Raw genomic sequence first — 25,061 nt, 5'->3', positions numbered from 1 at the left:
ATGAAGTTAAATGGACAGATCCTGACGGCAACCGTCAGTGATCACAATGATAAAAATGTTTTTGCGCAATATCAAGGTGACACTTTTGCCATTGATGCCGCAGAATTTGAAACAATCCCTGAAACTGGGACCGACGTACACGGTTTTGTTTATGAAAATCAACATGGCGATGCGAAGATGACCACCAAGATCCCAACCGTGGGGCATGATCATTTTGCCTGGGCAACTGTGGTTGAAGTGCGTCATGATCTTGGGGTGTTCGTTAACATCGGCTTACCCGATAAAGATATCGTGGTATCCCTTGATCAACTGCCTGAACTCAGCCGCTTGTGGCCAGCGCGCGGTGATAAGTTGATGGTCGCGTTGACCATCGATAAGAAGCACCGCTTATGGGGCAAGCTCGCCGACGTTGACATGATCAAAGCCGTATCCAACATTGGCAAGCAAAGCCAAATGAACGCTGATGTGACGGCAACCGTTTACCGCTTGAAAATGGCGGGGACGCATGTGGTCACGGATGATTATGTCTTAGGCTTTATTCATCCAAGCGAACGCGATATCGAACCGCGCTTAGGTGAAGTGGTGCATGCGCGCGTGATCGGCGTGCGGCCAAACGGGGAATTGAACTTGAGCTTGAAGCCGCGGGCGTTTGAAGCGATTTCCGATGATGCCGCGATGATCTTAGCCGTGTTGGAACATTCTGAAGATGGCACGATCGCATTTACCGATAAATCTGATCCTGAAGCCATCAAGTTGGCGTTTGGTATCAGCAAAGGCGCTTTCAAGCGGGCACTCGGGAATTTGCTGAAAGCCAAGAAGATCAAAGAGCATGATGGCGTTACAGAGTTATTGAAATAGAGGTCAAAAATGGAGCAATTAATTGCTGATTTTGTCCATTATTTAGATGTCGAGCGCGGACTGGCCAAAACCACGCAAACCAGTTATCAACAAGACTTACGTGAGTTTGCCGCTTGGCTTGAGTCTCAGCAATTAGCTGAATTTCCCGTTGAGTTGGCGGTGGTGCAAGAATTTTTGCGGGTGCAAACAACAAACAAAGCGGCCAGTTCCATGAGTCGCATGATTTCGGCGATGCGCAAGTTTTACCGCTACTTGTTGCGCGAATCAGTGATCGACCAAGATCCGATGACCTTAGTGGCATCACCAAAACCCGCGCAACATTTGCCGGCAACCCTATCTGGAAATGAAATCGACCGTTTGATGGCGGCACCTAATGTCACCAAGCCATTGGGGCTGAGGGACCGCGCGATTTTTGAATTGATGTATGCCACCGGGTTGCGGGTGTCTGAAGTGGTCAACTTGCGCTTGGAACAATTGCACTTGACCTTGAACTTGTTGCAAGTCACTGGGAAAGGCGACAAAGAGCGCATTGTGCCGATCAGTCCGCAAGCCGTGGAATGGGTGCAAGAATATCTGAATACTGCCCGCCCGCGCATGATCAAACAAGACCAACCAGCGGTGGTGTTTGTCAATTTCCATGGACATCAACTCACCCGTCAAGGCATTTGGAAAAATCTCAAAGCTTACATCGATGCATTGGGCATTGAAAAAAATGTCACCCCGCATACCTTACGCCATAGTTTTGCGACGAACTTATTAGCCAATGGAGCTGATTTGCGGGTGGTGCAAGAGTTACTGGGGCATAGTGATATTTCCACGACGCAAATTTATACCCATTTGGATAATTCCCATTTAGTTGCCGTGTATCACAAAGCCCATCCGCGCGGGTGAGGGGCCATTTTTTAGGTGATCAGGCGAATTGTAACCTAAACGTAAATTTGTCCTTAATTTGCGGATATGGTACAGTAGCTTCTGAGAGTCATTAATCTGGAGGCTATGATGCTGACGAAATTTAAGCAAGATTATGCCAAGATCGCGATGGGCTTTTTATCGTTCATTCCCGATCTTAAAGACATCAATCATCTGCAAACGGAGTTAAAACTCTATACAGAAGACCCGACGCACGTCTTATATTTATACCGTCAAGATCGTGATGCGGACTTTGAAGGGGTCGTCGGCGTGGAATCCGCCAACGATTTTGTGATGTTGCGCCATTTGTCATTATCTCCGGCAGTGCGCGACGAAAAAACCCAATTTGCGGCGCTAAGTGATTTGGTGGCCTTGTATCCTGATAAGAAATTGATGGGATCCATGGAAACCGCCAGCTTAGTGGCCAAGTTCAACACGTTTAGAAAAGAGGAACAAGATGGCACTGACCTTAGTGCTAGATGACTTTTCTGGGCCGCTGGATCTGTTGTGGCATTTGATCCGCACCAATGAAGTCGATATTTATGACATTCCGATCGCTGAAATCACTAGCCAATACCTTGACTACTTGCACCAAATGCAAGAATTAAGCCTAGATGTGGCTGGTGATTATTTTGTCATGGCTGCAAGTTTGATGGCATTAAAAAGTCAACTGCTTTTGCCACAGCCTGAAGTCGATGTGGATGACGAAGAATATGTCGATCCGCGATCTGATTTGGTCAATCAACTGCTGACCTATCAAATGTATCAGGCTGCCGCCAAACAACTACAAACGCGAGAAGTTCAGCGGGCGCAGTCGTTTGCCAAAGACCCGACCTTGCCGGATAGCGATTTAGCCGTCCCGATGGCACCTGGCGCGGTGAAGTTGCGCGACTTGGTGCAAGCGATGAGCGCAGTGGTGGCCAATCAGCTCGCCACGGCAAAAACCATCGCGCATATTGAAGCAGAGCCCATTTCGTTGACGGAACGCATTGGGGCAGTCATGAAACAATTGAGTCAAAGCCATCAATGTTTATTTGAAGACTTGTTGGCAGAGCATTCTGTCGATGGGGTGGTGACCACGTTTTTGGCGATTTTGGAATTGATGAAAAATAATCAAGTGGATTGTGCGCAAGCTGAGCCCTTTGCGCCGATCACCGTAACGTTGAAGGAGGCGGCTTGATGCAAGGCGTCATTGAAGCAGTTTTATATACGGCAGGGACAGCTGGTGTCGAACTGCAAGATTTTGCTGGGATCTTAGGCATCAGTACCGCCGCCATGCGCCAACAACTGGAAGCTTACCAAAAGGCTTTGGCTGAAGACGCCAATGCCGGGTTGTTCGTGCGCCAAAGCGCAGATCGCTATTACTTATTGACCAAGCCAGAATTTGCTGACGCGTTGCGGAAGTATTTTGCCGGGCCACCTGCGCAAGGGTTATCACAAGCTGCCCTTGAAGTGTTGGCGATCATTGCGTATCAACAACCGATCACCCGCATCGAAATCGATGAAGTGCGCGGCGTACAGTCCAGTGGCGCCTTGACCACTTTGGCTAGTCGCCAGTTGGTCAAAGAAGCTGGCCGAAAAGAAGCCCCCGGTCGGCCGATTTTATATGCGACCACGCCGTTATTTTTAGATTATTTTGGCTTAAAAACCTTGAAAGATCTGCCACCGCTGGAAGAACACCAAGCCGCCAGTGAAATCGATTTGTTTGATTTCAATTCGGCTTTAGAAGGAGAAACCAATGAATGAAGAACTGGTTCGCTTACAAAAAGCGATCGCCAATGCTGGGGTGGCCTCACGCCGGCATGCAGAAGAGTTGATCGCCACCGGACACGTTGAAGTCAACGGCCAAGTGGTTACGGAAATGGGTGTGAAAGTCACCTCGCGTGATGAAGTCTTAGTCGATGGCGTGCCATTGACCAAGCCGATTTCCCGGCATTACTTATTTTATAAGCCGCGTGGGGTGATCACCGCGGTGACTGATGATAAAAAGCGCAAAGTCGTCACTGATTATTTCGAAGAAGTGCCAGAACGCTTATATCCTGTCGGTCGGTTGGATTATGATACCAGCGGGTTGTTGATCATGACTAATGATGGTGAATTCGCCAACCAGTTGATGCATCCGAAGTTTAAAATCGAAAAGCATTACATTGCCAAAGTGCAAGGCATCCCAACGCGTTTGGCCTTGGATCCTTTGCGTAAAGGCATGAAGATCGACGGCAAGAAGTTAGCGCCAGCACGCTTCAATATTATTTCATCTGATAAAGCCAAGAAAACGGCGATCGTGGAATTGACCATTCACCAAGGCGTTAACCACCAAGTCAAAAACATGTTAAAGGCTGTTGGTTTCCCTGTGATCAAGCTATCTCGACCACAATACGGACCGTTGACGTTAGACGGGTTGCAACCAGGCGACTATCGGCCATTGAAGCCACGCGAAGTTGATGCGTTGCGGAAATTAGCCAAAGGCGAAGATTTGCGTTAAACAATTGGTCAAGACGATTTTCGGTCTTGGCCTTTTTCGTGTTTAGCGTTTGTGGTTGACGTTGATCATGAGACCAGATAGCCGCAATCAGCTATTTTTCTAACTTACTGTTGACAAGTGAATCTGTAAGAGGTTACAATACGCTTGTAATTAAATAAACTGGTTCGTCTTCAGGGGCAGGGTGAAATTCCCGACCGGCGGTAAAAGTCCGCGACCCGTACCTTGTGTGCGGTTGAGTAAGGTGTGATTCCTTGACCGATAGTTAAAGTCTAGATAAAAGAAGATGGGGCTTATTGAATCCTAACATTCAAATAAGGCCTGTTTGCCCTTGGGTAAACAGGCCTTTTTAGGCTCTTCTGAAGCGACCAACATGGAGGAATGTTCTATGTCTGGTTCTAAGGTGCACCGTTTAGTCGGGATCGCATTGTTGTCTGCTGTGGGTTTTATTTTGCAAATGTTTCTTGAGTTTTCGATTTTGCCGATGTTTCCATTTTTGAAACTTGACTTATCAGATCTCACAGTATTGCTCGGCGGGCTGTTATATGGGCCGGTGGGCGGAATCGCCGTTGCGTTTGTGCGTTCGCTGCTTCACTTTTTGATGACTGGCGCTGGGATCGTCAACTTAGTCGGCGATTTGGCTAGCTTCATTGCCAGTGTCGGCTTCATGTATCCGGTGGTGATGTTGATGAAATCAAAGAACTCACTGGGCCGTCAAATTGCCGGCTTGGCTGGTGGCACGATTTCATTGACGGTAATCATGAGTATTTTAAATCTCGTGGCCATTATGCCGATGTACTTAGCCGTGATGAATTTCCAATTAGGGATGTCCACCACGAAATACGTGTTGATCGGCGTCGTGCCGTTCAACTTGATCAAAGGCGTTGTGGTTTCGGTCGTATTCTTCGCTTTGGCCAAAGCTTTGATGCCATGGCTAGATAAGCAACAAGCGATTCAAGCCCAACGCATGCAACAGATGCACTAAATCAAAAAACCACGCTGAAAAATTATCGGCGTGGTTTTTCTTTGGGTTCAAACGGCTGATCGGAATGTTGAATGGCACCAGTGGGGCAGCGACTGAAGGCTTTTTTAAATAAAATTGCTTGCGCTGGCGTCAAAGAAATTGATCCGGTGTTTTGATCTGGCGTATAGCTGGCGATCCCATTTGCATCATAATCAAACAATTCTGGGGCGAGCATTTGGCAAAGACCACACGCAATGCATGCGTCGCGGTCGACCTGCGCGTATAATGGATGCATATCTTCCTCCAAGGTGGTGAGTACGTGTTAGATGACTTTCTCTTGCAATTCTTTGACGATCAGCCGCGCCGGGCAACCAGTTTATATCTGCTGTTGACGGGTAAAAAAACGTTGTCGGTGTTATTTGCGGCGCTTGAACATCAGCAATTGCAATGGCTTCACTTGTACCCTACGCTGTCACGCCCAGATTTTCAAGCGGCGATCGCACGACTCCAAGCGGCGCATCACCTTGAAAAAACTGATTTGGGTATGATACTGGGTGGCCCCAAGGCTCAACCAGCAAACTTGCCCACCGCTTATCAGCCATGGATGGGGGTGCACACGTTCAGCCCGAAGTTTCACTTGGCGGTACAAATGTTGTCTGAAGCCAGCTTTCATAATGCACGTTATCGCCCGGTAACGCAAGATTGGGCGATTCAACAACAGTTACGCCAGTGGTGGCAACATATTGACCGCCAAACTGCAATTTCAGAATTAAAAACTTTGCTTGAAGTCATTGGGGATGAATCGGCGACAGTTTTGCTGAGTACCATGATCGGCCATGATTTTGTCGGGGCGGGTCAAGTTGATGACATCAGCCAAATCCAAGCCTTAGCCCAATTGATCGCCCAACTGGACGCCGGCCTTGCGTCAAGTTGGCAGGCACTTTGGGGTGGGCGCAAAGCGTTAGGCACCAAAACGCAATACGCTGCGTTACAAATGATCCAACAAGGGGCCACGCGCGAACAAGTTAGCCAGCGCCTGCGTTTGAAACCATCAACGATCAATGAGCATTTGTTGACGGCGGCAATTTTTGGTGCGGATCTGCCATTGGCGCGATTGTATCCTGCCACGATGCTGACGCAGTTGAATCAAGCAGATGCCCATTTAAATTATCAACCTTTGCTGGAACAAGTTCCTGATAGTGATTTTTTCCAGATTCGATTATTTCAAATTTTGTGTTTACAAGGTAGGTGGCCACATGGACAAGCTTGAAACATTACTTGAACAACACTTTGGGTTCACTAGCTTTCGCCCAGGCCAAAAAGAATTAGTCCAAGCCGTCCTTGATGGGCGTGACGCCTTAGGTATTTTGCCGACGGGTAGTGGCAAGACGCTGTGTTATCAATTGCCCGCTTTGGTGTTGGATGGTTTGTGCGTGGTGGTTGAACCGTTATTGGCGTTGATGGACGACCAGGTTGCCCGCCTGCAAAATGCTGGACAAAAACAAGTGGTCACGTTATCGAGTCGCTTGACGCCGCCAGACTTTCAGTGGTTGTTGCATCATTTAAATCAGGCGAAGTTTTTATTTGTGGCGCCGGAAACGTTGATGCGCCCAGATGTATTAAATGCGTTGGCAGCTTTATCGATCAATTGTTTTGTGATCGATGAAGCCCATTGTATTGCGCAATGGGGACCAGATTTTCGGCCTGCTTATTTGCGCTTAGGTGAAGCCATTAAGCGCCTGCATCCGCGCAGTTGCTTGGCGTTGACGGCCACGGCACCTAAACGCGTTCAAGACGCAATCGTTTCCGAGCTACAGTTACAGGCGCCTGAAATGGTGATCGCCAGCGTTGATCGGCCCAATATTTTTCTCGGGGTGAATCAAGTGGCCAACCCGGCAGAAAAACAAGTCAGCGGCATCGAGTTGATTCAAGCAGTGAATGCGGCCACGATCGTGTATTTTGATACGAAAGCCCAAGCCGAAACTTGGGCCAAAGCCTTACAACAAAAAGGCGTGGCGGCAGATTTTTATCATGCCGGTTTACCCAGTCAACAGCGCGAATTGATCCAGCGGCGATTTATGGCCGGGGAGTTGCAAGTGATCTGCGCAACCAGTGCCTTTGGCATGGGGATCGACAAAGCGGATGTGCGTTTAGTGATGTACACTTACGCGCCAGAATCCTTGGAAGCTTATTCACAAGGCATCGGTCGTGCTGGCCGGGATGGGGAAAATTCTGCTAGCGTGGTGTTGTTGGCACCAGGGGACTTAAGCCGCCAAGCCCATTTTGCCCAAAGTTTACCAGATCCACAACTGATCAAAACCATTTATGCGCATCCGGATGCCTACACAGACTTTGACGATCCGCAAATTGCGTTGTTGCAAGCCTATGTACAATCAGGCTTTTCCCAAGCGCAAGTGCAACAGCTACTCGCTCAGCGGGCGGATGAAAAAATGACCAGCGCCCAAGCAGTGGCAACTTATTTAACCAATCCTGGGTGTAAACGTGCCTTGTGGTTGCGCTACTTTGATGCCCCAACTACTGAGCACCACGAACAATGCTGTGGGGAACTTTTAGGGCCACAAATTGCGGCTTTAGCCAAAAGTTCCTTGCGGGTTGCGCCAGACTCAGACTGGCAGGTGGATTTTGCCCGGTTATTTAATGAAGTCTAAAACCTTTTCGGGGGTTTCTATGATACAATAATTGCAGTATGTGAGGGGGGATCGGTTTGCGCAAGAAAACCACCAATAAAAAGGAACCTGTCCAACAAGACGCTTCCGACCAAACCAAACCATGGAATAAGCAATTTGAAGATGATCGCGATGATGATGGCAACTTATCACGCGTAGCGACACGCAAGAAAAAGCGTGGCGGCTCCATTTTAGCAATCGTGGTATGGGTGGCGTTGGCATTAGTGATCATCATTCCAGTAACGTGGCAGGCGCTGCGGAACAATTCGGCAAATTCCAGCAATTATCCGAATGATAAAATCACGGTCACGTCGACGTCGAAAAAAGCCAAGTCGCATTCGTCGAGCCAAAAATCTGAAAGTTCCAAGAAATCTAGTAGCTCAACGTCTAGCAAATCATCAAGTACCAGTTCGTCTAGTGTGTCATCCAGCAGTACGCCGGCTTCCAGTTCTAGCGTTTCAAGCAGCAGTTCTAGCGTTTCAAGCAGCAGTTCAAGTGTTTCTTCGAGTTCAAGCAGCAGCGCGGCCACTGGCACTTACACCGTCAAAGCCGGGGACAACTTGTATCGCATTGCGGTCAACCACGGCATGACCTTAAGCGAATTGTTACAACTCAATGGCATGTCCAGCGGTGCAAGTATTTCTGCCGGACAAACCTTGAAAGTGAACCAGTAACCACAGTTGAGTCGGCGACGGCTCAATTTTTTTGGAAAAACAGCAAAAGGGGTATGTATTCATGCAAATTGCAATTGATGGACCAGCAGGCTCTGGGAAAAGTACGATCGCCAAGTTAGTGGCCCACAAACTCGGCTATATTTATTGTGACACTGGCGCAATGTACCGCACCGTGACCGTGATGGCCTTACGCTTAGGGATCGATCTCGGTGATGAAGCGGCGATCATGGACCAATTGAAACAATTGGACATTCGCTTTGTTCCCAGTGCTGACGGTCAAAAGGTGTTGATGAATGGGACTGATGTGACGTTGGCGATTCGTCAACCTGAAACCACCAACAATGTGTCACAAGTTTCCGCTTTGCCAAAAGTGCGCGAAGACTTGGTGCAACGCCAACGCGACATCGCCGCGCAAAATGACATCGTGATGGATGGCCGCGATATTGGCACCACGGTGTTGCCAAACGCTGAAGTCAAAGTCTTTATGATCGCCTCAGTGGAAGCCCGCGCCATTCGTCGGCATAAAGAAAATGTCGAAAAAGGCATCATGACCCCAATTGCGAAGTTGGAAGAAGAAATTGCCGAACGCGATCGCAAAGATTCCACTCGCGCGGTGTCACCATTACGCAAAGCAGAAGATGCAGTTGAAATCGATAGCACCAAAATGACCATCGACGAAGAAGTCGCCGAGATCATTGCGTTAGTACCCAAACATTCTGCATGATTTTCAACGAAAAAGTTGGCATTTTTCACGAGAGTTATGTACAATAGACAATGTATGACAGTCGTATAGGAGGATTTTTTTGGCATGAGTGAAAACAACGTAAACGAAAACGCCCAAACCATGGCGGATGCTTTAAACAGCGTCGAAACCGTTCATATCGGTGACACCGTGAAGGGTGAAGTATTAGCCGTAGAGGACAAGCAACTGATCGTCGGTATCGAAGGCACCGGTGTAGAAGGTGTCGTTCCTCTGAAAGAATTATCAACTCAGCCAATCGATGATATTCGTTCGGTTGCTAACGTCGGCGATGAGATCGACCTGGTGGTCATCTCCACGATTGGTAAAGATAAGGAAAACGGCCAATACCTGCTTTCCAAGCGCCGCTTAGAAGCGCAAAAAGTTTGGAAAGAAATCCAAGCTAAATTTGATGCTGGTGAAACTATCACTGCACCCGTTACTTCCGTTGTTAAAGGCGGCTTAGTTGTTAACGCTGGTGTACGTGGCTTCGTGCCTGCATCCATGGTTGAAGATCACTTCGTTGAAGACCTCAACCAATACAAGAACCAAGAACTCGAATTCAAGATCATTGAAATCGAACCATCTGACAACCGTTTGATCCTTTCCCACCGTGCGATCGTTGAAGCTTCTAAAGCCGAAGCCCGCAAGGAAATCTTCGCTAAGCTCCAACCTGGCGACGTGGTTGAAGGTAAGGTTGCTCGTTTGACTAACTTCGGTGCCTTTGTTGACCTTGGCGGCGTTGACGGTTTGGTCCACGTATCAGAAATTGCTTTTGATCACGTTGACAAGCCATCTGATGTCCTCAAAGTGGGCCAAGATGTTAAGGTTAAAGTCCTCGCCATTGACGTTGACCGCGATCGTATCTCCTTGTCCATCAAAGCAACCTTGCCTCAACCTTGGGACAACGTTGAAACTGAAGCCCCAGCTGGCGCAGTGCTCGATGGTACTGTTCGTCGCTTGACTAGCTTTGGTGCCTTTGTGGAAGTATTCCCTGGCGTTGAAGGTTTGGTTCACATTTCCCAAATCTCTCACGAACACATTGCCACTCCTCAAGATGTCTTGAAGGAAGGCCAAGCAATCAAGGTCAAGGTTCTGTCCGTCGACCCAGAAGCACATCGTTTGGCATTATCCATCAAGGCGCTTGAAGAAGCTCCTGAAGGTGCTGCTGAAGAAGAACAACGTTCAAGCCGTCCTCGCAACAACAACCGCGATAACAGCCGCAACGATCGTCCTCGTCGCAACAACCGTCAAGAACGTACGTCCATCCCAGCCGAATATCAACAAGATGATTCCGGCTTCTCCTTGGGCGATATGCTCGGTGATGCATTGAAAGACTTCGGCAAAGACGAAAAGTAATTTTCATCAATGCAAATAAAAAGGCGGGACAAAAGTGATTTTGTCCCGCTTTTTGCTGGTTTCAGCGGAGATTTTGAATTTTGGCCTCCAGCTGGCCGGCACGGCATAATGAGGGTCCTCGGGGAAGCTAACTTGATTCATCGCTTCGCGTTGAACCAAGTGGATCTTCCCCTGCGGTTTTCCGTAGGCAGTAAACTGCCAACGGAGATCTCACTATGCCGTGCCGGCCAGCTTCTGGTCAAAATTCAGAACGCCTTCGCGCCATCGTGGAAAGGTGACACCGGATTTGCGCTGTGACCACGAATTTTCAACAGTTTAGTGATTGCCTCGTAGACTTTCCGTTACAAATCGGATGCCAGTCTTCGTTAGTAGTTGCCGCGATTTGAAATTGGGACGGAGGCTGGCCGCCGATGCATAGTGAGATTCTCGTTAGCGGTTTACCGCTTACGAGAATCCGCAGGGAAAGATCCGGCGAATGGGGAGCGTAGCGACCCATTCGGCTAGCTTTCCCGAGGACCCTCACTATGTAGCGGCGAGCCAGCCGGAGGCCCAATTTCAAAGCGCAACTTAGTAAGCACCAACTCGAGAGGCCCATTTCCTGAAGGGCTTCGGAAACAAGTAAAGGAAGTGACAAAATGGTATTACCAACTCTGGCCATTGTTGGCCGCCCAAACGTCGGGAAATCGACTATTTTTAATCGGATCATCGGCGAGCGGATCTCCATTGTCGAAGATACCCCTGGGGTTACCCGGGATCGGATCTACGGCAAAGCAGAATGGCTCGGCAAAGAATTTGCCTTGATCGATACTGGTGGGATCGATATGGGGGATGAACCATTTTTATCTCAAATCACCCAACAAGCGGAAATCGCCATTGAAGAAGCGGACGTCATTTTGTTTTTGACGTCTGTGGAAGCAGGGGTGACTGACGCGGATGAAAAAGTCGCGCAGATCTTGTATCGTGCCGACAAACCAGTGGTGCTCGCCGTCAACAAAGTCGACAACCCTGAACGGCGTAGCGAGATCTATGATTTCTACTCCTTAGGCTTTGGTGAACCATATCCATTGTCTGGGACGCATGGGATCGGCTTAGGTGATGCGTTAGACGCCGTGCTGGCAGCTTTTCCTGAAGAAGGCACAGACGTTGAAGACGATTCGATCAAATTCTCCTTTATTGGGCGGCCGAATGTCGGCAAGTCCAGTTTGGTCAATGCCATTTTAGGCGAAGAGCGGGTGATCGTGTCTGACATTGAAGGCACCACTCGTGATGCCATCGATACCAAGTTCGTCGATCACGATCAAGAATTCACCATGATCGACACAGCTGGGATCCGCAAACGTGGGAAAGTCTACGAAAACACGGAAAAATATGCCGTGATGCGGGCATTGCGGGCTATCGATCGCTCAGATGTCGTCTTAGTCGTGTTAGATGCGGAAACTGGTATTCGCGAACAAGATAAAAAAGTGGCCGGTTACGCCCATGAAGCCGGGCGTGGGATCATTATTGTGGTCAACAAGTGGGACACCTTGCACAATAAAGACAACCACACCTTGCAAGAGTTCGAACAGCATATCCGCGATGAATTCCAATATTTGGACTATGCACCGATCGTCTTTGTGTCTGCCAAGACCCATCAACGCCTGAAAAACTTACCGGATATGATCCGCTTGGTTTCTGAAAACCAAAACCGTCGGATCCAAAGTGCGGTGTTGAACGATGTCTTAATGGATGCCATGGCCGTGACGCCAACGCCAACCATCAACGGCAAGCGTTTGCGCATTTACTATCTCACCCAAGTGGCGGTCAAGCCGCCGACATTCGTGGCTTTTGTCAACGATCCGGACTTGCTCCACTTTTCGTATCAGCGCTTTTTGATCAACCAATTGCGTCAAACCTTCGACTTCGATGGCACGCCGATCCACTTGATCGCAAGAAGCCGCAAGTAATCAAGCTTGTCGGCGCTTGCAAGAATTTGAGGCGATTTTCACGTGATTTCTTGAATTCTAGGCTAACTTTCGCCTTAAAAACGCGAAAACCCTTGCTACACCAGCGTTGGTGTGCTATCTTTAAGCATGAAATAGTGATACGTATTGGTCATTGTTTCCTCATGCTGTGAGGCGACTCACAGTTGGGACTTTAAGTGGAAATCACTTAAATCTATATGGAGGTGAAATTGCTCATGGCAAACAAAGCTGAATTGATCGAAAGCGTTGTGGAAAAGACTGGTTTAACCAAGAAAGACGCAACTGCTGCGGTTGACGCCGTATTCTCTTCGATCCAAGATAACTTGGCCGCAGGTGCTAAGGTTCAACTGATCGGTTTCGGTAACTTCGAAGTGCGCGAACGCGCTGCTCGTAAGGGCCGCAACCCTCAAACTGGTGCAGAGATCGAAATCCCTGCATCTAAGGTACCAGCATTCAAGCCTGGTAAGGCTCTCAAGGACGCTGTTAAGTAGTCTCCTGAGACAATGATACACATAACGGCTGAGTCCCCATGGGATTCGGCCGTTTTTTCGCGAATGGATGGAGGCACACATGAGCTTTTCTGAACAAATGTTAGCAGCCTTAGAACAAGGCGATCAAGCCCAAGCTCGGGAATTGTTTACCCAAGCCTTAAAAAACGATGACGATGAAACGTTGTACAACTTGGCAGGTGAACTTTACGCGTTAGGGTTTATCGGCCAAGCCCAGCGCCTTTATGAAGAATTGTTAGGCAAATATCCCGACATGGATGAATTGCGGGCCAATTTGGCAGATATTGCCGTATCCAATGGCGATCCCGACAAAGCCTTGAATTATTTGGCCCAGATCCAACCAGATTCGGATAGCTACGTGGCGGGCTTGATGACCCAAGCCGATGTTTATCAAACGCAAGGCTTATATGAAGTCAGTGAACAAAAGTTGCTCACGGCCCAACGCTTAGCTCCAGATGAACCGGTGGTGACGTTTGCGCTAGGGGAATTGTATTTTGACTGGGGCAAAGACTCGCAAGCAGCCTTAGCTTATTCTGACTTGATCGCAGCAGGCGTTGACGAGATCGCCAATGTTTCCGTCAAAGCGCGCTATGGGGCTGTATTGGCCAATCTCGGGCAGTATGAAGATTCCGTGGCGGTGTTTGAAGAACTCGGCGACACGCTTGATTTCAATAGCCGCTTCACGTTAGGCAGTTTATATTTACAACTCAAAGACTATCCGCGCGCCATCGACTCACTGAAGGCGGTCCTAGAAGAAGATTCAAGTTTTGCCAACGCCTATTTGCCGCTTGCCCAAGCACAAGTCGCGGATCATCAACAAGCGGAAGCCTTGTCGACAGTTCAAGCCGGGATCCAAGTCGATGATACCAATGCCGAATTGTTTGCCGTTGGCGCTGACTTGTCGTTAAAAGAAGAAGACAACGACTTAGCGACGACTTATTTGCAAAAAGCGCGCGCCATCGATCCAGAAAATCAAGCCGTGATGCTGTCTTGGAGTAACTTGCTGTTGGCCAAGCATGAAGATGACGACAATATCGCATTTTTGGAAGCCATCGACAAATCTGGGGATGTGGATCCGCAAATTTATTGGAACTTAGCCAAATCTTATGATCGCTTGGATGACGTTGACCATGCCCGCGAGAATTATTTGTTGGCGTTTGGCTCCTTCCAAGATTCTCCAGACTTTTTGCGCGACATCATCGACTTTTTCCAATCCACTGCAGCGATCGCCGAACTCAAAGCGGCGCTCACACGATATGTGGCGTTGGTGCCTGATGACGACCAAATGCAAGCGAGCTTGGATGAACTCAACGCGGAAAACTAATTTCTGGTATAGTTGAAGCGAGGTGTTTTTATGCAAATTGATTTAACTCATCCAGATTTTCAAGCGGCGATCCCGATTTTACAGGCGATCGAACAAGCCGGGTATGAAGCGTATTTTGTCGGCGGCAGTGTTCGCGACGCGCTGTTAGGCTTGCCGATCCATGATGTGGACATCGCCAGTTCCGCTTATCCTGAAGAAATCAAACAGATTTTTCACAAAACGGTAGATACTGGGATCCAACACGGCACGGTGATGGTGTTACAACATGGCGTCGGCTATGAAGTCACCACGTTTCGAACCGAATCGACGTATCAAGACTTCCGCCGACCTGATCATGTGACCTTTGTGCGATCACTATCAGAAGACTTAAAGCGCCGCGACTTTACCGTCAATGCCTTAGCTGCGCGGCACGACGGCACGGTGGTCGACTTATTTGGCGGCATCGATGATATGCAACAACACGTTTTGCGCGCCGTTGGGGATGCCCACGAACGCTTTCACGAAGATGCGCTGCGGATGATGCGGGCCGTGCGCTTTGAAAGTCAATTAAACTTTTCAATTGAAGCTAAAACCAAAAAAGCGATTCGCGAAAATGCCGCGTTGCTGGAGAAAATCTCGGTTGAACGTATCGCCACGGAATTTGTCAAAATGATGTTAGGCCAAGCGCGCACAGCGGGCTTAGCTGACTTTGTTGAAACCGGCTTAAGTGAACATGCACCGCTGTTTGCCGGCCATCAACGCGAATTAGAAAACTTAGCTGCCATTGACCCAACGCCGATTTCATCCGAAGCCGTGGTTTGGACGTTGATCGCAGCCGGCTTAAACTTGCCAGTAGTCAAGTTGATGAAAGCTTGGAAGCAAGCCAATGCCTTGAGTAACACTGTGCAGCGGGCGGTGGCCTTGTTATCACACTTGACTGACGCTGATGCTTGGCCACTGTATGAAGCCGGTGCTGAAGGTGTTGAAGCCGCAGCCTTGGCGCAACAATATTTGCAACCTGGGTTTGAGGCCCAAACGATTTTGAACGCTTATGCGGCGTTACCGATCAAATCCAGCAAAGACTTAGCCGTCGATGGTGGGATGTTGATCAAACATGGGTTTAAACCTGGCCCGAAGCTTGGGCAAACGCTACACCAACTGGAAATAGCAGTGGTTTCTGGGGACTTGGCGAATGATCAAGCCACGTTGCTGAAAGCTGCTTTAAACGAAATCCATTGAAGATCGCCTTGGCGGTCTTTTTTGTATGCACTGAGAATTTTTGTTAAACTAGAGCTTAGATTAACGAGGAGCATGAACATGCAAACATTAAGCGCAACAGGCGTCAGTAAGGCGTATGGCGACAAACAATTATTTAAATCGATCGACTTTCTGATCAACGAAGGCGACCGCATCGGCTTGATCGGGGTCAATGGGACGGGCAAAACCACGTTATTAAATGGTTTGGCCGATACGGATCCGTTTGATGCCGGCACCGTGGAAACCAGCAAAACTTATCGGATCGCGTATTTGGCACAGAAACCGGCACTCGATCCCAACAAAAAAATTATGGATGCCGTATACGGCGGGCAAGGTCCCGTATTTGCCGCATTGCGACAATATCAAAGTGCCTTAGCCGCTTATACCAAAGACCCCATGGATCAACAGGCCCAAGCCCGTTATGAAAAAGCGGATGCGGCGATGACGCAAACGGATGCGTGGTCGGTGGATACGGATATCAAAACCATTTTGACGCAACTGCACTTGCCAGATCTCGACCAAACCATCGGTAATTTATCCGGTGGTCAACAAAAGCGGGTGGGCTTGGCGCAAGTCTTGATCGAATCGCCTGATTTGTTGATTTTAGACGAACCGACCAACCACTTGGACTTTGATTCCATTGCTTGGCTGGAAAAACGCCTGAGCACATATAAAGGCGCGCTTTTGGTCGTGACGCATGATCGCTACTTCCTAGACCGGGTGGCCAATGCGATTTGGGAACTCGACCACGGCACACTGTATCAATATGCTGGCAACTATGAAGCTTATGTTGAGAAAAAGGCCGAACAAGTCGAAGCAGACACGATTGCCGCTCACAAAGAACAACAACTTTACAAACAAGAACTCGCTTGGATGCATGCCGGGGCCCAAGCGCGCTCGACGAAACAACAAGCGCGGATCAATCGCTTCAACGATATCAAGCAAAATATGAATGATCGCCCAGAAGCCCAAGGGCAAGTGGAAATGAAAGTCGCTTCCACGCGCTTAGGCAAAAAAGTGATCGTCTTTAAAGGCGCGAACTTAACTATCGGCGAGCATCACATTCTCAATGATTTCGACTGGCTGGTGCAACCAGGCCAGCGGATCGGCATCACCGGGCAAAACGGTGCCGGCAAGTCCACGTTGTTGAATGTGATCTCAGGCTCTCGCAAGTTGGATTCTGGAGTTTTAGAGATCGGTGACACAGTGAAGCTCGGCTATTACACCCAGTTGTCCCAAGATCTCCCCAATGACAAGCGGGTGATCGCGTACTTGCAATCCATCGCAGAAGGCTTAGTCACCGATTCTGGCGAACGCATCACCGTCACCCAGCTGCTGGAACAATTCCTATTCCCGCGCAGTATGCATGGGGAATTGATCGGGCGCTTATCTGGCGGGGAGAAACGCCGGTTGTATCTGTTAGCCATTTTAATGGAACAACCTAATGTCTTATTGTTAGATGAACCGACCAATGATTTAGATGTGGCCACGTTGACCGTGTTGGAAGATTATTTGGATCAATTCCCAGGCACTGTGATCACGGTTAGCCATGATCGCTACTTCTTGGACAAAGTCGCCGATCACTTGTTGATTTTTGACGGCATTGCCAAAATTGAGCGGGCAGTCGGCATGTTCACCGATTATTTGGCCAAACAAGCCGATCAACCAACGACCACTGCCGCTCCAGCCAAGCCAAAGACCGCACCAGTTGCCCCAGAGCAGCCGAAAGTCAAAACTAAACTGACTTATGCCGAAAGCATCGAACACGACCAGCTCCAAGAAAAAATGGACGCTTTAGATGATCAGATCTCGGCTTGGCAAGCGGAAATGGATGCCACCGACGGCAAAGATTATCAAAAACTCGGCGGCTTGCAACAACAAATCGATGATGCCAACGCGCAACTTGATGAGATGTTTGACCGTTTTGCCGCGCTGGATGAATACGTCAACTAGGAGGAAATCATGGGCAGTCTCGAACAACCTTATTTGGATCTTTGCCAACAGATTTTAGACGAAGGGGACTTTAAAGGCGATCGCACTGGTACTGGGACCTATAGTCATTTTGGGGCACAACTGCGCTTTGATTTGAGTCAAGGGTTTCCGTTGTTGACCACTAAAAAAGTGCCTTTTGGCTTGATCAAAAGCGAACTGTTGTGGTTTTTGCATGGCGATACCAACATTCAATATTTGCTCAAGCATCGCAATCATATTTGGGATGAATGGGCGTTTGAACGCTATGTCAATTCTGAGGCATATACCGGCCCTGATATGACCAACTTCGGTCAACGCCGCCTGTCAGATCCGGAATTTGCCAAGGTTTATCATGAACAAATGGCCAAATTTGATCAACAAGTGCTTGAAGACGACGACTTCGCCGCAAAATTCGGCGATCTCGGCAATGTTTATGGCAGTCAGTGGCGCGCTTGGAAAACCTCAAAAGGCGACACCATCGACCAACTCGGGGATGTGATCGAACAGATCAAAACGAACCCGAACTCGCGCCGTTTGATCGTCAGTGCTTGGAATCCTGAAGATGTGCCGACCATGGCCTTGCCACCGTGCCACACGATGTACCAGTTTTACGTGAATGATGGTAAGTTGTCGTTGCAACTTTATCAACGCTCGGCGGACATGTTCTTAGGCGTGCCGTTTAACATTGCGTCATATGCCCTGCTCACGCATTTGATCGCGCAAGTGTGCGGCTTGCAAGTCGGCAACTTTATTCATACCTTTGGCGATGCGCATATTTACACCAATCACATCGATCAAATTCATGAACAACTCAGCCGCACGCCACGTCCCGCACCGAAACTCTGGTTGAATCCTGAGATCAAAGATGTCTTTGATTTTCAAATGGATGATATCAAAGTCTTGGACTATGACCCTTATCCGGCCATTAAAGCGCCGGTGGCTGTTTAAAGGAGCTTAACATGATCGCATTTTTATGGGCGGAAGACGCTCAAGGCACCATCGGTAAAAATGGAACGCTACCATGGCATTTACCCGATGATTTGAAATACTTCAAACAACAAACCTTAGGGACGCTGACGGTGATGGGGCGCAAGACGTATTGGGCTTTGCCAAAGCGACCGCTGCCAGGGCGCACCAATGTGGTGTTGTCCCGCGATCCTGAATGTGTTGCTCCAGGCGCCGTGGTGGTACATTCAGGCGCTGAATTGCGAGACCTCCAGGCACAACATCCCGATATGGATTTGGTGATCACTGGCGGTGCTGGCGTCTTTGAAAGCTTGAAAGCTTGGCCAGATACCTTGTTGGTGACGCGCTTAGCTGGCAAGTTCGACGGAGATGTGACGATGGTGGATCTGCCTTGGTCTGATTATCAATTGGTTTCAACTCGCCAAGTGGAAAATCCAGATCCCGCGTTGACTCATGTGTTTGAGCGTTGGGAGAAACGGTAATTTCAGTAGTCGCAGCTGATATGCTGCGACTATTTTTGTGCAACAAAATAGGCCCAGCCGGGATGGCCGGACCTTGAGATTTTGTTAAACAAATAAGTAAATCGACGCATACATGCAAGCAGAGCCTAACATGACAAACAAATGCCAAATGACGTGGATGTAAGGAATTTGTTTTTGTGAGTAAAGCACTGCGCCTAACGTATAAGCGACCCCGCCTGCGACTAATAACCAAAAGCCGATCGGGCCCAAGCCTGCCCACAGCGGCCGAATGCCGATCAAGCACAGCCAACCTAAAATCACGTAAATACTGGTTTCTAAATACTTCCATTTGCCGTTGAAGAAGCATTTATACAAAATACCAGCTAAACACAAACTCCAAATCGCGATTAACAAGCCGATGCCTAACGCGCCGCCGATGGTCACGAGGCAATAAGGTAAGTACGATCCGGCAATTAAAATAAAGACGCCAGAGTGGTCGAGGACTTGCAACACATGCCGCGCTTTGGTGAAGTAAAAGCTATGAAAAGCCGTTGACGCTGAATACAATAAAATCAAGGCGACGCCAAAGCCGATGAAAGTCACCAATCGCAGCGGTGAGTGACCGGCACGAAAGGCGAGGGCGATGGTCCCGATGATGGCCATGCCTAAGCCGGTGGCATGGGTGGTGGCGCTTAACGTTTCATTGGTGAAGCGATAATTTGCATTTTGTTTGGTCAATTGCATGGGTGACCTCCATATCTGGTGTTGAAGACTAGTTGTCGTTTACGAATTCATTTTAACATGGTAGAATACACTATGCAATGATAACTAGTCTTTAATACTAGATGACAACTACTGACAATCACGCCACTGTTTGTTATACTATAGCGGTGTGAATTAACCTATAAGAAAGTGTGGCCGCGACATGGCAAAGATTAAACTCGTTACTGATTCTTCGATCCAACTGACCCCGGAGGAAGTGGCCCGATACGATATCCGCGTGGTCCCGTTGACCATCATGATCGACTCCACCGTTTATATTGATGGCGAAACCATCACCCGTTCAGAATTTATGGAAAAAATGGCTGAAGCCAAAGCCTTACCTAAAACGTCTCAACCAGCGCCCGGCACATTTTTAGATGTGTTCAATGACTTGACCGCAGATGGCAGCCAAGTCCTTTGCGTCAATATGTTGCAAGCCATTTCCGGCACGGTCAACTCCGCGCGCCAAGCCGCAGAATTATCTGATGGCGACGTCACGGTGGTTGATTGCGACTTCACTGATCGCGCTATGGCCTTTCAAGTGATCGAAGCCGCCAAAGCCATTGAAGCAGGGGCGGATATGGATGGCGTCTTAGCGCGCATGACTGAAGTTCGCGAACATACCATTTTACAAATGGGTGTGTCCACGTTAGATAACTTGGTCAAAGGTGGTCGCTTGTCCAAGGCTGCTGGTGTGGTCGGCAGCTTGTTGAACATCAAAGTGGTGTTACAAGTGGCTGACGGCGAACTCAAAGTGATGCAAAAAGGCCGCGGGCTCAAAACCTTGCATCGCTTCGTCGATGGTTTCGTGGAAAAACTTCAAGGTTTAGAAAATCTCAAAGAAGTCGGCATCAGTTTTGCTGGTGGCGAAGCTTATGCTCAAGAAATCGGCAACAAGATCAAAGCCGTCTTGCCAAACTTGCCAGTGCTGGTGCGGCCGACTGATCCGGTGATCGCCACGCATACTGGTGATGGCGCCTTTGCCATTATGTGCTACACCGATTAATGACTGCTGGCAGGAGGCTAACTCCTGCCATTTTTTAGTTGGCCGCTAATGAGGACCGGCAGCGATAATGTTTCATGTCGCCACCAGACGCCAGCGATCTAGCTCCGTTTCGGAACTGAAATCATCTCTCGTGACCGGCCGTCTCCAGAAATCGGCACAAACCGCCGATGTTCTTTTGCCTAAATTTCGAGCCAAGAAAACCGCTTGTCTTGAAATTTGCCTGAAATAATAGTTAAGCCAGAAATCCGCTGGCGCTCACAGATTTTCGGGTCGTAAGGCTTATTGGCATAGCTAACTGGGAGATTAAACGTACACTTATGCTACCCGACATCATTATCGGAAAATATGATAGAGAGGTGAACCTCATCAAACATTTATGGCAAAATCTGGCCACAATCTTAGTCGTTGCGCTGTTAGCGTTTGGCGGCTGGCAACTGTTTGGCCCTAAAGTCGAACCCACGCGCTTAGCTGGCGTGACGACAAAAGTGAAACATTTGAATGTCGTCGGAGTCGGAGATTCGTTGACCCATGGTGTCGGGGATGCCACCGATTCTGGCGGGTATGTCGAATTGATCAAGCGGGATTTGGAACAAAGCGGCGATTATACGGTTACGGCGGCAAACTTTGGCGTCACTGGCAACACGGCGCCGCAAGTGCAACATCGCCTTGATTCTCAACCTAAAATGCAAAAAGCCGTCAAGCAAGCGAATGTGATCACCTTAACGGTTGGTGGCAATGATTTAATGGCGGTTTTGCAGAAGCATTTTTTTGATATGACGGCAAAAGATGTGGCCAACGGGAATGCTCAGTTTCAAAAACGCCTGTTGAAGTTGGTGAAAACCTTGCGTGCAGATAATCCTGATGCGCCGATTTATGTGTTTGGGATCTATAATCCGTTTTACGTGTATTTCCCGAATTTAACGGCAATGACCACCAGTGTCCAAAAGTGGAATTCAGGCACGAAGCAAACTTTGACTAAAGTCGATCACGCTTATTACGTCGATATTGATTCAGTTTTGACTAAGGGCAACACCAGCGACAAGTCCAAAGCCACCAAAAAGGCTTTGAAAGATGCCGTTAACGGCGACAGTAGTGCCAATCCGTTGATTTTCACGCAAGATCATTTCCATCCTAACAATGCCGGGTATGCGCAAATGACCAAACAGTTGTGGCAAGTGATGGCAAAAACCAAGAATCAATGGGAGCGATAACGATGACACGACAAAAACAAAATGAGGCAAAATCGACTAGTCCAAAAAAAGCCATCAACTGGTGGCGTTGGGCGACGTTGATCTTATTGGGCTTGATTTTAGGCTCAGGGATTTGGTTCACGGCCAAGATCTTGACGCCGTACAACGATCAAATTACGCAAAGTGCCGACGTTGATGACTCACAACCGGCATTTTCCGTTCAATTGACGAAACGCCAAGTTAATCATATCGTTGATTACTATTTAAACGATTATTTAAAAGATTCCAAAATTAAATACACGCTGACAGTGGGGGACTCGGCAGTCCTTGGCGGCCACTTCAAATTCTTTGGGGCGACGATCAAGTTCGGACTCCAATTTGACCCGCTAGTGCGCGCCAATGGTGATGTCGAGCTCCAAGCTACCAAGCTCAATATTGGCAGCTTACCGGTACCGATTTCTTATGTGCTCAATTATGTTGGCCACAGCTATAAATTACCTAGCTGGGTCAAACTCAATAGCTCAAAAGAAACGGTTGTGTTAAAATTGAGCAAATTCAAACTGCAAAACGGCATGCAATTGAAAGCCACGAAAATCGATTTACCAAACGATGATATCGACTTTTCAGTGTACCTGCCAAGCAGTTCAACAAAGGACTGATTTGAAATGAAAGAAACTGCAATTTTTGCTGGCGGCTGTTTTTGGTGCATGGTCGAACCTTTTGAGACCCAACCTGGGATCTTAAATGTGGTTTCCGGCTATACTGGCGGCCATGTCGCCAATCCGACTTACGAACAAGTCAAAAGCCACACCACTGGCCATACGGAAGCCGTTGAGATTACCTTTGATCCTGACATCATCACCTATGCGCAACTGGTTGAGATCTATTGGCAACAAACGGATCCCACTGATGCCATGGGCCAATTCCAAGATCGCGGCGACAATTATCGTCCCGTGATTTACGTGGCCAACGCTGAACAACGCGCCATTGCAGCGGCTTCTAAAAAAGCTTTGGAAGCCAGCGGGCGATTTGATCACCCAATCGTCACCCAAATCGTGGATGCGTCAACGTTTTATCCAGCAGAAGATGAACATCAAGAATTCTATCAACACAACCCGCGGCGCTATGCCCAAGAACATGCGCAACGCCAAACGTTTATTGACGAGAATTGGCAGTAGTTTGAAAGGAGTCGGGCATGCGCCAGACCTTTTATCAATATTTAATGACCAAGCGCGATCCCAATGATCACGGCGAAATTGCCGGTTTTGCGCAAAACGCATTTTTAGACCACAGTTTTCCCAAGCAAGAAACAGATTTTGACGCACTCAGCAATTACTTGGAACTCAACGGTAATTATTTGCAAAGCATGAGTGTGTTTGACGATGTCTGGCGCGAATATTTAGCGTCTGAACAGATCGGAGGATAATTGTGGCAAAAAAACATTTACAAGTGCCTGCTTGGCTTTTAGCTGTCGGGATGAGTGTCACCTTAGTCGGTGGCGGTTTGATCGGCTATTATGCCCATGGCTTAAGAGATTCAGCAGTCGGCGTGTCTAGCGCCAATTTGCCAGCCGGCTTTGATAAAGTGTTAAGTACTTATGCAACGATTGAAAACAACTATTACAAATCCACCAGTAGCAAAAAGTTAGCCAATGGTGCGATCAAAGGCATGGTCAACTCATTAGGCGATCAATTCTCCACGTATTTGACCAATGATTCTAAATCAAGCCTTGATTCCACGCTTTCGGCATCATTTGGTGGTATCGGCGCCACCGTTCAACAAGGCGACAACAAGTTGACCATTGAAGGCGTCATGGCCAATACGCCAGCTAAAAAAGCCGGCATGAAAACTGCTGATGTGCTGATCGCAGTCAATGGCAAAAACGTCGCCAAAGATGATGTGAACACTGCGGTTGAAAAGATCCGCGGTAAAATTGGCACCACGGTGAAAGTTACCGTCAAACGCGATGGTAAAACCATGACCTTCTCAATGAAGCGTGCGAAGATCACCACGGATACCGTTGAAGGCAGTATGTCTAAAACCAATAAAACCATCGGCATCATCACCATGGACACCTTCTCTGACCCAACGTCTAAGCAATTCGAAAGTACGGTTAAGAAGTTGCGCAAACAAGGGGCTAAATCCTTTGTCCTAGATTTACGTGGCAATCCTGGTGGGGAATTGACGCAAGCCTTGGCAATCGCGTCGATGTGCTTGAAGAATGGCCAAACGATCGTCAAAGTCCAAGATCGTACCGGCGCCGTGCAAACTTATAAAGCCGGCAAGAAATATGACAAAGGCTTCAAAGTGACAGAACCGATGGCCATTTTGATCGATGGCAACTCTGCTTCTGCTTCCGAAATTTTGTCCGCCGCCTTAAACGAAAATAACAAGACGCCATTAGTCGGGGAACAAAGTTTTGGCAAAGGCACGGTGCAAAATGTCGCCTCGATGTCATCCAGTGCCGAATTGAAGTTGACCGTCGCCAAGTGGCTGACACCAAACGGTACGTGGATCAACAAAAAAGGCCTCACGCCAACGATCAAAGTGAAGTATCCAGATTACATGAACATCACTGCCTTTTCAGTGACGTCCATGAAACTCGGAGATGAATCTGGTGATGTGAAGTCCTTGCAACAATTGTTGAAAGCTTTAGGCAACAACCCTCAGACTGAAAATGGGTATTATGGGCCATCCACGCAAGCCGCCGTCAAGGCGTTCCAATCCGCTCATGGCTTAACGGCTGATGGCGCTGCCAATACCGCAACCTTGCAAGCCTTAGTGGCAGAACTTTCCACGAAGTATGCCAATGATGATCCGCAACTCAATGCGGCGGTTAAAGCCTTAACCAAATAGACAACTTGAGAGTCAGGCCAAATGGTCTGGCTTTTTTGGGCGCCGTCCGGCATTGTAAGTGTTTCTTGCCCGCCATCAGGCGCCAGTGGTCTAACTCCGTTACAGTGATTTGAAATTGGGACTCCAGCTGGCCACCGGTACGTGGAG

27 protein-coding genes and 1 riboswitch are annotated in these 25,061 nt (G+C 48.4%); of the genes, 25 read left to right on the top strand and 2 right to left on the bottom strand.

The genetic code is table 11. The features are described from left to right. The 7 genes from FD01_RS09895 to FD01_RS09865 all read left to right on the top strand — a co-directional run bounded on the left by FD01_RS09895 (nucleotide 1) and on the right by FD01_RS09865 (nucleotide 5,231). On the top strand, nucleotides 1-858 hold the full coding sequence (locus tag FD01_RS09895) for a CvfB family protein (RefSeq protein WP_056964012.1): 858 nt from the start codon (nucleotides 1-3) through the stop codon (nucleotides 856-858). Between the two features lie 9 nt (nucleotides 859-867). Beyond that, entirely contained in the window at nucleotides 868-1,749 is an 882-nt protein-coding gene (gene xerD / locus FD01_RS09890; RefSeq protein WP_056964009.1) for a site-specific tyrosine recombinase XerD, read from the top strand. Nucleotides 1,750-1,857: 108 nt separating this feature from the next. Continuing rightward, nucleotides 1,858-2,250, top strand: coding sequence for a hypothetical protein (locus FD01_RS09885; RefSeq protein WP_054715188.1), 393 nt, complete (start codon nucleotides 1,858-1,860; stop codon nucleotides 2,248-2,250). Continuing rightward, nucleotides 2,225-2,947, top strand: a complete 723-nt coding sequence (locus tag FD01_RS09880; RefSeq protein ID WP_056964008.1) for a segregation and condensation protein A — start codon at nucleotides 2,225-2,227, stop codon at nucleotides 2,945-2,947. The genes FD01_RS09885 and FD01_RS09880 overlap by 26 nt, the downstream gene beginning before the upstream one ends. Then, on the top strand, nucleotides 2,947-3,513 hold the full coding sequence (gene scpB / locus FD01_RS09875) for an SMC-Scp complex subunit ScpB (protein WP_054715190.1): 567 nt from the start codon (nucleotides 2,947-2,949) through the stop codon (nucleotides 3,511-3,513). The genes FD01_RS09880 and scpB overlap by 1 nt, the downstream gene beginning before the upstream one ends. Beyond that, nucleotides 3,506-4,249, top strand: coding sequence for a pseudouridine synthase (locus FD01_RS09870; protein WP_082611831.1), 744 nt, complete (start codon nucleotides 3,506-3,508; stop codon nucleotides 4,247-4,249). Before scpB ends, FD01_RS09870 begins: the two co-directional genes overlap by 8 nt. Before the next feature lie 162 nt (nucleotides 4,250-4,411). Further along, nucleotides 4,412-4,538, top strand: a riboswitch (FMN riboswitch). Between the two features lie 96 nt (nucleotides 4,539-4,634). Continuing rightward, nucleotides 4,635-5,231, top strand: a complete 597-nt coding sequence (locus tag FD01_RS09865; RefSeq protein ID WP_054715192.1) for an ECF transporter S component — start codon at nucleotides 4,635-4,637, stop codon at nucleotides 5,229-5,231. Nucleotides 5,232-5,253: 22 nt separating this feature from the next. On the opposite strand, the gene FD01_RS09860 is transcribed toward FD01_RS09865, so the two are convergent. Next, a complete protein-coding gene (locus FD01_RS09860) occupies nucleotides 5,254-5,505 on the bottom strand; it encodes a ferredoxin (protein WP_054715194.1) in 252 nt (83 codons plus the stop codon). 24 nt (nucleotides 5,506-5,529) lie between these two features. On the opposite strand from FD01_RS09860, the gene FD01_RS09855 reads away from it, so the two are divergent. The 12 genes from FD01_RS09855 to FD01_RS09795 all read left to right on the top strand — a co-directional run bounded on the left by FD01_RS09855 (nucleotide 5,530) and on the right by FD01_RS09795 (nucleotide 19,121). Further along, nucleotides 5,530-6,480, top strand: a complete 951-nt coding sequence (locus FD01_RS09855) for a helix-turn-helix domain-containing protein (RefSeq protein ID WP_056964006.1) — start codon at nucleotides 5,530-5,532, stop codon at nucleotides 6,478-6,480. Continuing rightward, complete coding sequence (locus FD01_RS09850; RefSeq protein WP_056964004.1) at nucleotides 6,467-7,879, top strand: RecQ family ATP-dependent DNA helicase; 1,413 nt, start codon at nucleotides 6,467-6,469, stop codon at nucleotides 7,877-7,879. Before FD01_RS09855 ends, FD01_RS09850 begins: the two co-directional genes overlap by 14 nt. A 56-nt stretch (nucleotides 7,880-7,935) precedes the next feature. Then, on the top strand, nucleotides 7,936-8,571 hold the full coding sequence (locus tag FD01_RS09845) for a LysM peptidoglycan-binding domain-containing protein (RefSeq protein ID WP_056964002.1): 636 nt from the start codon (nucleotides 7,936-7,938) through the stop codon (nucleotides 8,569-8,571). Nucleotides 8,572-8,632: 61 nt separating this feature from the next. Beyond that, entirely contained in the window at nucleotides 8,633-9,295 is a 663-nt protein-coding gene (gene cmk, locus FD01_RS09840) for a (d)CMP kinase (protein WP_056964000.1), read from the top strand. A gap of 84 nt (nucleotides 9,296-9,379) precedes the next feature. Continuing rightward, complete coding sequence (gene rpsA / locus FD01_RS09835) at nucleotides 9,380-10,669, top strand: 30S ribosomal protein S1 (RefSeq protein WP_054715200.1); 1,290 nt, start codon at nucleotides 9,380-9,382, stop codon at nucleotides 10,667-10,669. Nucleotides 10,670-11,304: 635 nt separating this feature from the next. Beyond that, on the top strand, nucleotides 11,305-12,615 hold the full coding sequence (gene der, locus FD01_RS09825; protein ID WP_054715201.1) for a ribosome biogenesis GTPase Der: 1,311 nt from the start codon (nucleotides 11,305-11,307) through the stop codon (nucleotides 12,613-12,615). 233 nt (nucleotides 12,616-12,848) lie between these two features. After that, nucleotides 12,849-13,124 carry an HU family DNA-binding protein gene (locus FD01_RS09820; protein ID WP_054715215.1) on the top strand — a complete coding sequence of 92 codons (276 nt, stop codon included), beginning with the start codon at nucleotides 12,849-12,851 and terminating at the stop codon, nucleotides 13,122-13,124. A 79-nt stretch (nucleotides 13,125-13,203) separates the two neighbouring features. Beyond that, the gene (locus FD01_RS09815; protein ID WP_054715202.1) at nucleotides 13,204-14,466 is read left to right on the top strand and encodes a tetratricopeptide repeat protein; all 1,263 of its coding nucleotides are present in this window, start codon (nucleotides 13,204-13,206) and stop codon (nucleotides 14,464-14,466) included. Between the two features lie 30 nt (nucleotides 14,467-14,496). After that, complete coding sequence (locus FD01_RS09810; protein WP_056963996.1) at nucleotides 14,497-15,684, top strand: CCA tRNA nucleotidyltransferase; 1,188 nt, start codon at nucleotides 14,497-14,499, stop codon at nucleotides 15,682-15,684. Nucleotides 15,685-15,762: 78 nt separating this feature from the next. Then, nucleotides 15,763-17,655 (top strand): ABC-F family ATP-binding cassette domain-containing protein, encoded by a 1,893-nt coding sequence (locus FD01_RS09805; RefSeq protein WP_056963994.1) that lies wholly within the window; start codon nucleotides 15,763-15,765, stop codon nucleotides 17,653-17,655. A 9-nt stretch (nucleotides 17,656-17,664) separates the two neighbouring features. Further along, nucleotides 17,665-18,621, top strand: coding sequence for a thymidylate synthase (locus FD01_RS09800; protein ID WP_056963993.1), 957 nt, complete (start codon nucleotides 17,665-17,667; stop codon nucleotides 18,619-18,621). A gap of 11 nt (nucleotides 18,622-18,632) precedes the next feature. Further along, the gene (locus FD01_RS09795; RefSeq protein WP_056963991.1) at nucleotides 18,633-19,121 is read left to right on the top strand and encodes a dihydrofolate reductase; all 489 of its coding nucleotides are present in this window, start codon (nucleotides 18,633-18,635) and stop codon (nucleotides 19,119-19,121) included. Between the two features lie 84 nt (nucleotides 19,122-19,205). Here FD01_RS09795 and trhA read toward each other — a convergent pair whose 3' ends face one another. After that, nucleotides 19,206-19,844, bottom strand: coding sequence for a PAQR family membrane homeostasis protein TrhA (gene trhA, locus FD01_RS09790; RefSeq protein ID WP_056963989.1), 639 nt, complete (start codon nucleotides 19,842-19,844; stop codon nucleotides 19,206-19,208). Nucleotides 19,845-20,025: 181 nt separating this feature from the next. Between trhA and FD01_RS09785 the strand changes: the two genes are divergently transcribed. The 6 genes from FD01_RS09785 to FD01_RS09760 all read left to right on the top strand — a co-directional run bounded on the left by FD01_RS09785 (nucleotide 20,026) and on the right by FD01_RS09760 (nucleotide 24,914). After that, nucleotides 20,026-20,868 (top strand): DegV family protein, encoded by an 843-nt coding sequence (locus FD01_RS09785; protein WP_056963987.1) that lies wholly within the window; start codon nucleotides 20,026-20,028, stop codon nucleotides 20,866-20,868. A gap of 356 nt (nucleotides 20,869-21,224) precedes the next feature. Further along, the gene (locus FD01_RS09780; RefSeq protein WP_054714750.1) at nucleotides 21,225-22,079 is read left to right on the top strand and encodes an SGNH/GDSL hydrolase family protein; all 855 of its coding nucleotides are present in this window, start codon (nucleotides 21,225-21,227) and stop codon (nucleotides 22,077-22,079) included. Nucleotides 22,080-22,081: 2 nt separating this feature from the next. After that, a complete protein-coding gene (locus tag FD01_RS09775; RefSeq protein ID WP_152164718.1) occupies nucleotides 22,082-22,717 on the top strand; it encodes a YpmS family protein in 636 nt (211 codons plus the stop codon). Between the two features lie 6 nt (nucleotides 22,718-22,723). After that, on the top strand, nucleotides 22,724-23,236 hold the full coding sequence (gene msrA / locus FD01_RS09770) for a peptide-methionine (S)-S-oxide reductase MsrA (protein WP_056963985.1): 513 nt from the start codon (nucleotides 22,724-22,726) through the stop codon (nucleotides 23,234-23,236). 17 nt (nucleotides 23,237-23,253) lie between these two features. After that, nucleotides 23,254-23,484, top strand: a complete 231-nt coding sequence (locus FD01_RS09765; protein ID WP_054714755.1) for a YozE family protein — start codon at nucleotides 23,254-23,256, stop codon at nucleotides 23,482-23,484. A gap of 2 nt (nucleotides 23,485-23,486) precedes the next feature. Next, nucleotides 23,487-24,914: a S41 family peptidase gene (locus tag FD01_RS09760; RefSeq protein WP_449826300.1), complete on the top strand. Its 1,428-nt coding sequence runs from the start codon at nucleotides 23,487-23,489 to the stop codon at nucleotides 24,912-24,914. The last annotated feature ends 147 nt before the right edge of the window (nucleotides 24,915-25,061 follow it).

The organism is Lacticaseibacillus manihotivorans DSM 13343 = JCM 12514 (genome assembly GCF_001435035.1).
GTDB classification, from domain to species: domain Bacteria; phylum Bacillota; class Bacilli; order Lactobacillales; family Lactobacillaceae; genus Lacticaseibacillus; species Lacticaseibacillus manihotivorans.
The sequence above is the reverse complement of the archived record's forward strand: the minus strand, read 5'-3'. Positions and strand labels throughout refer to the sequence as shown.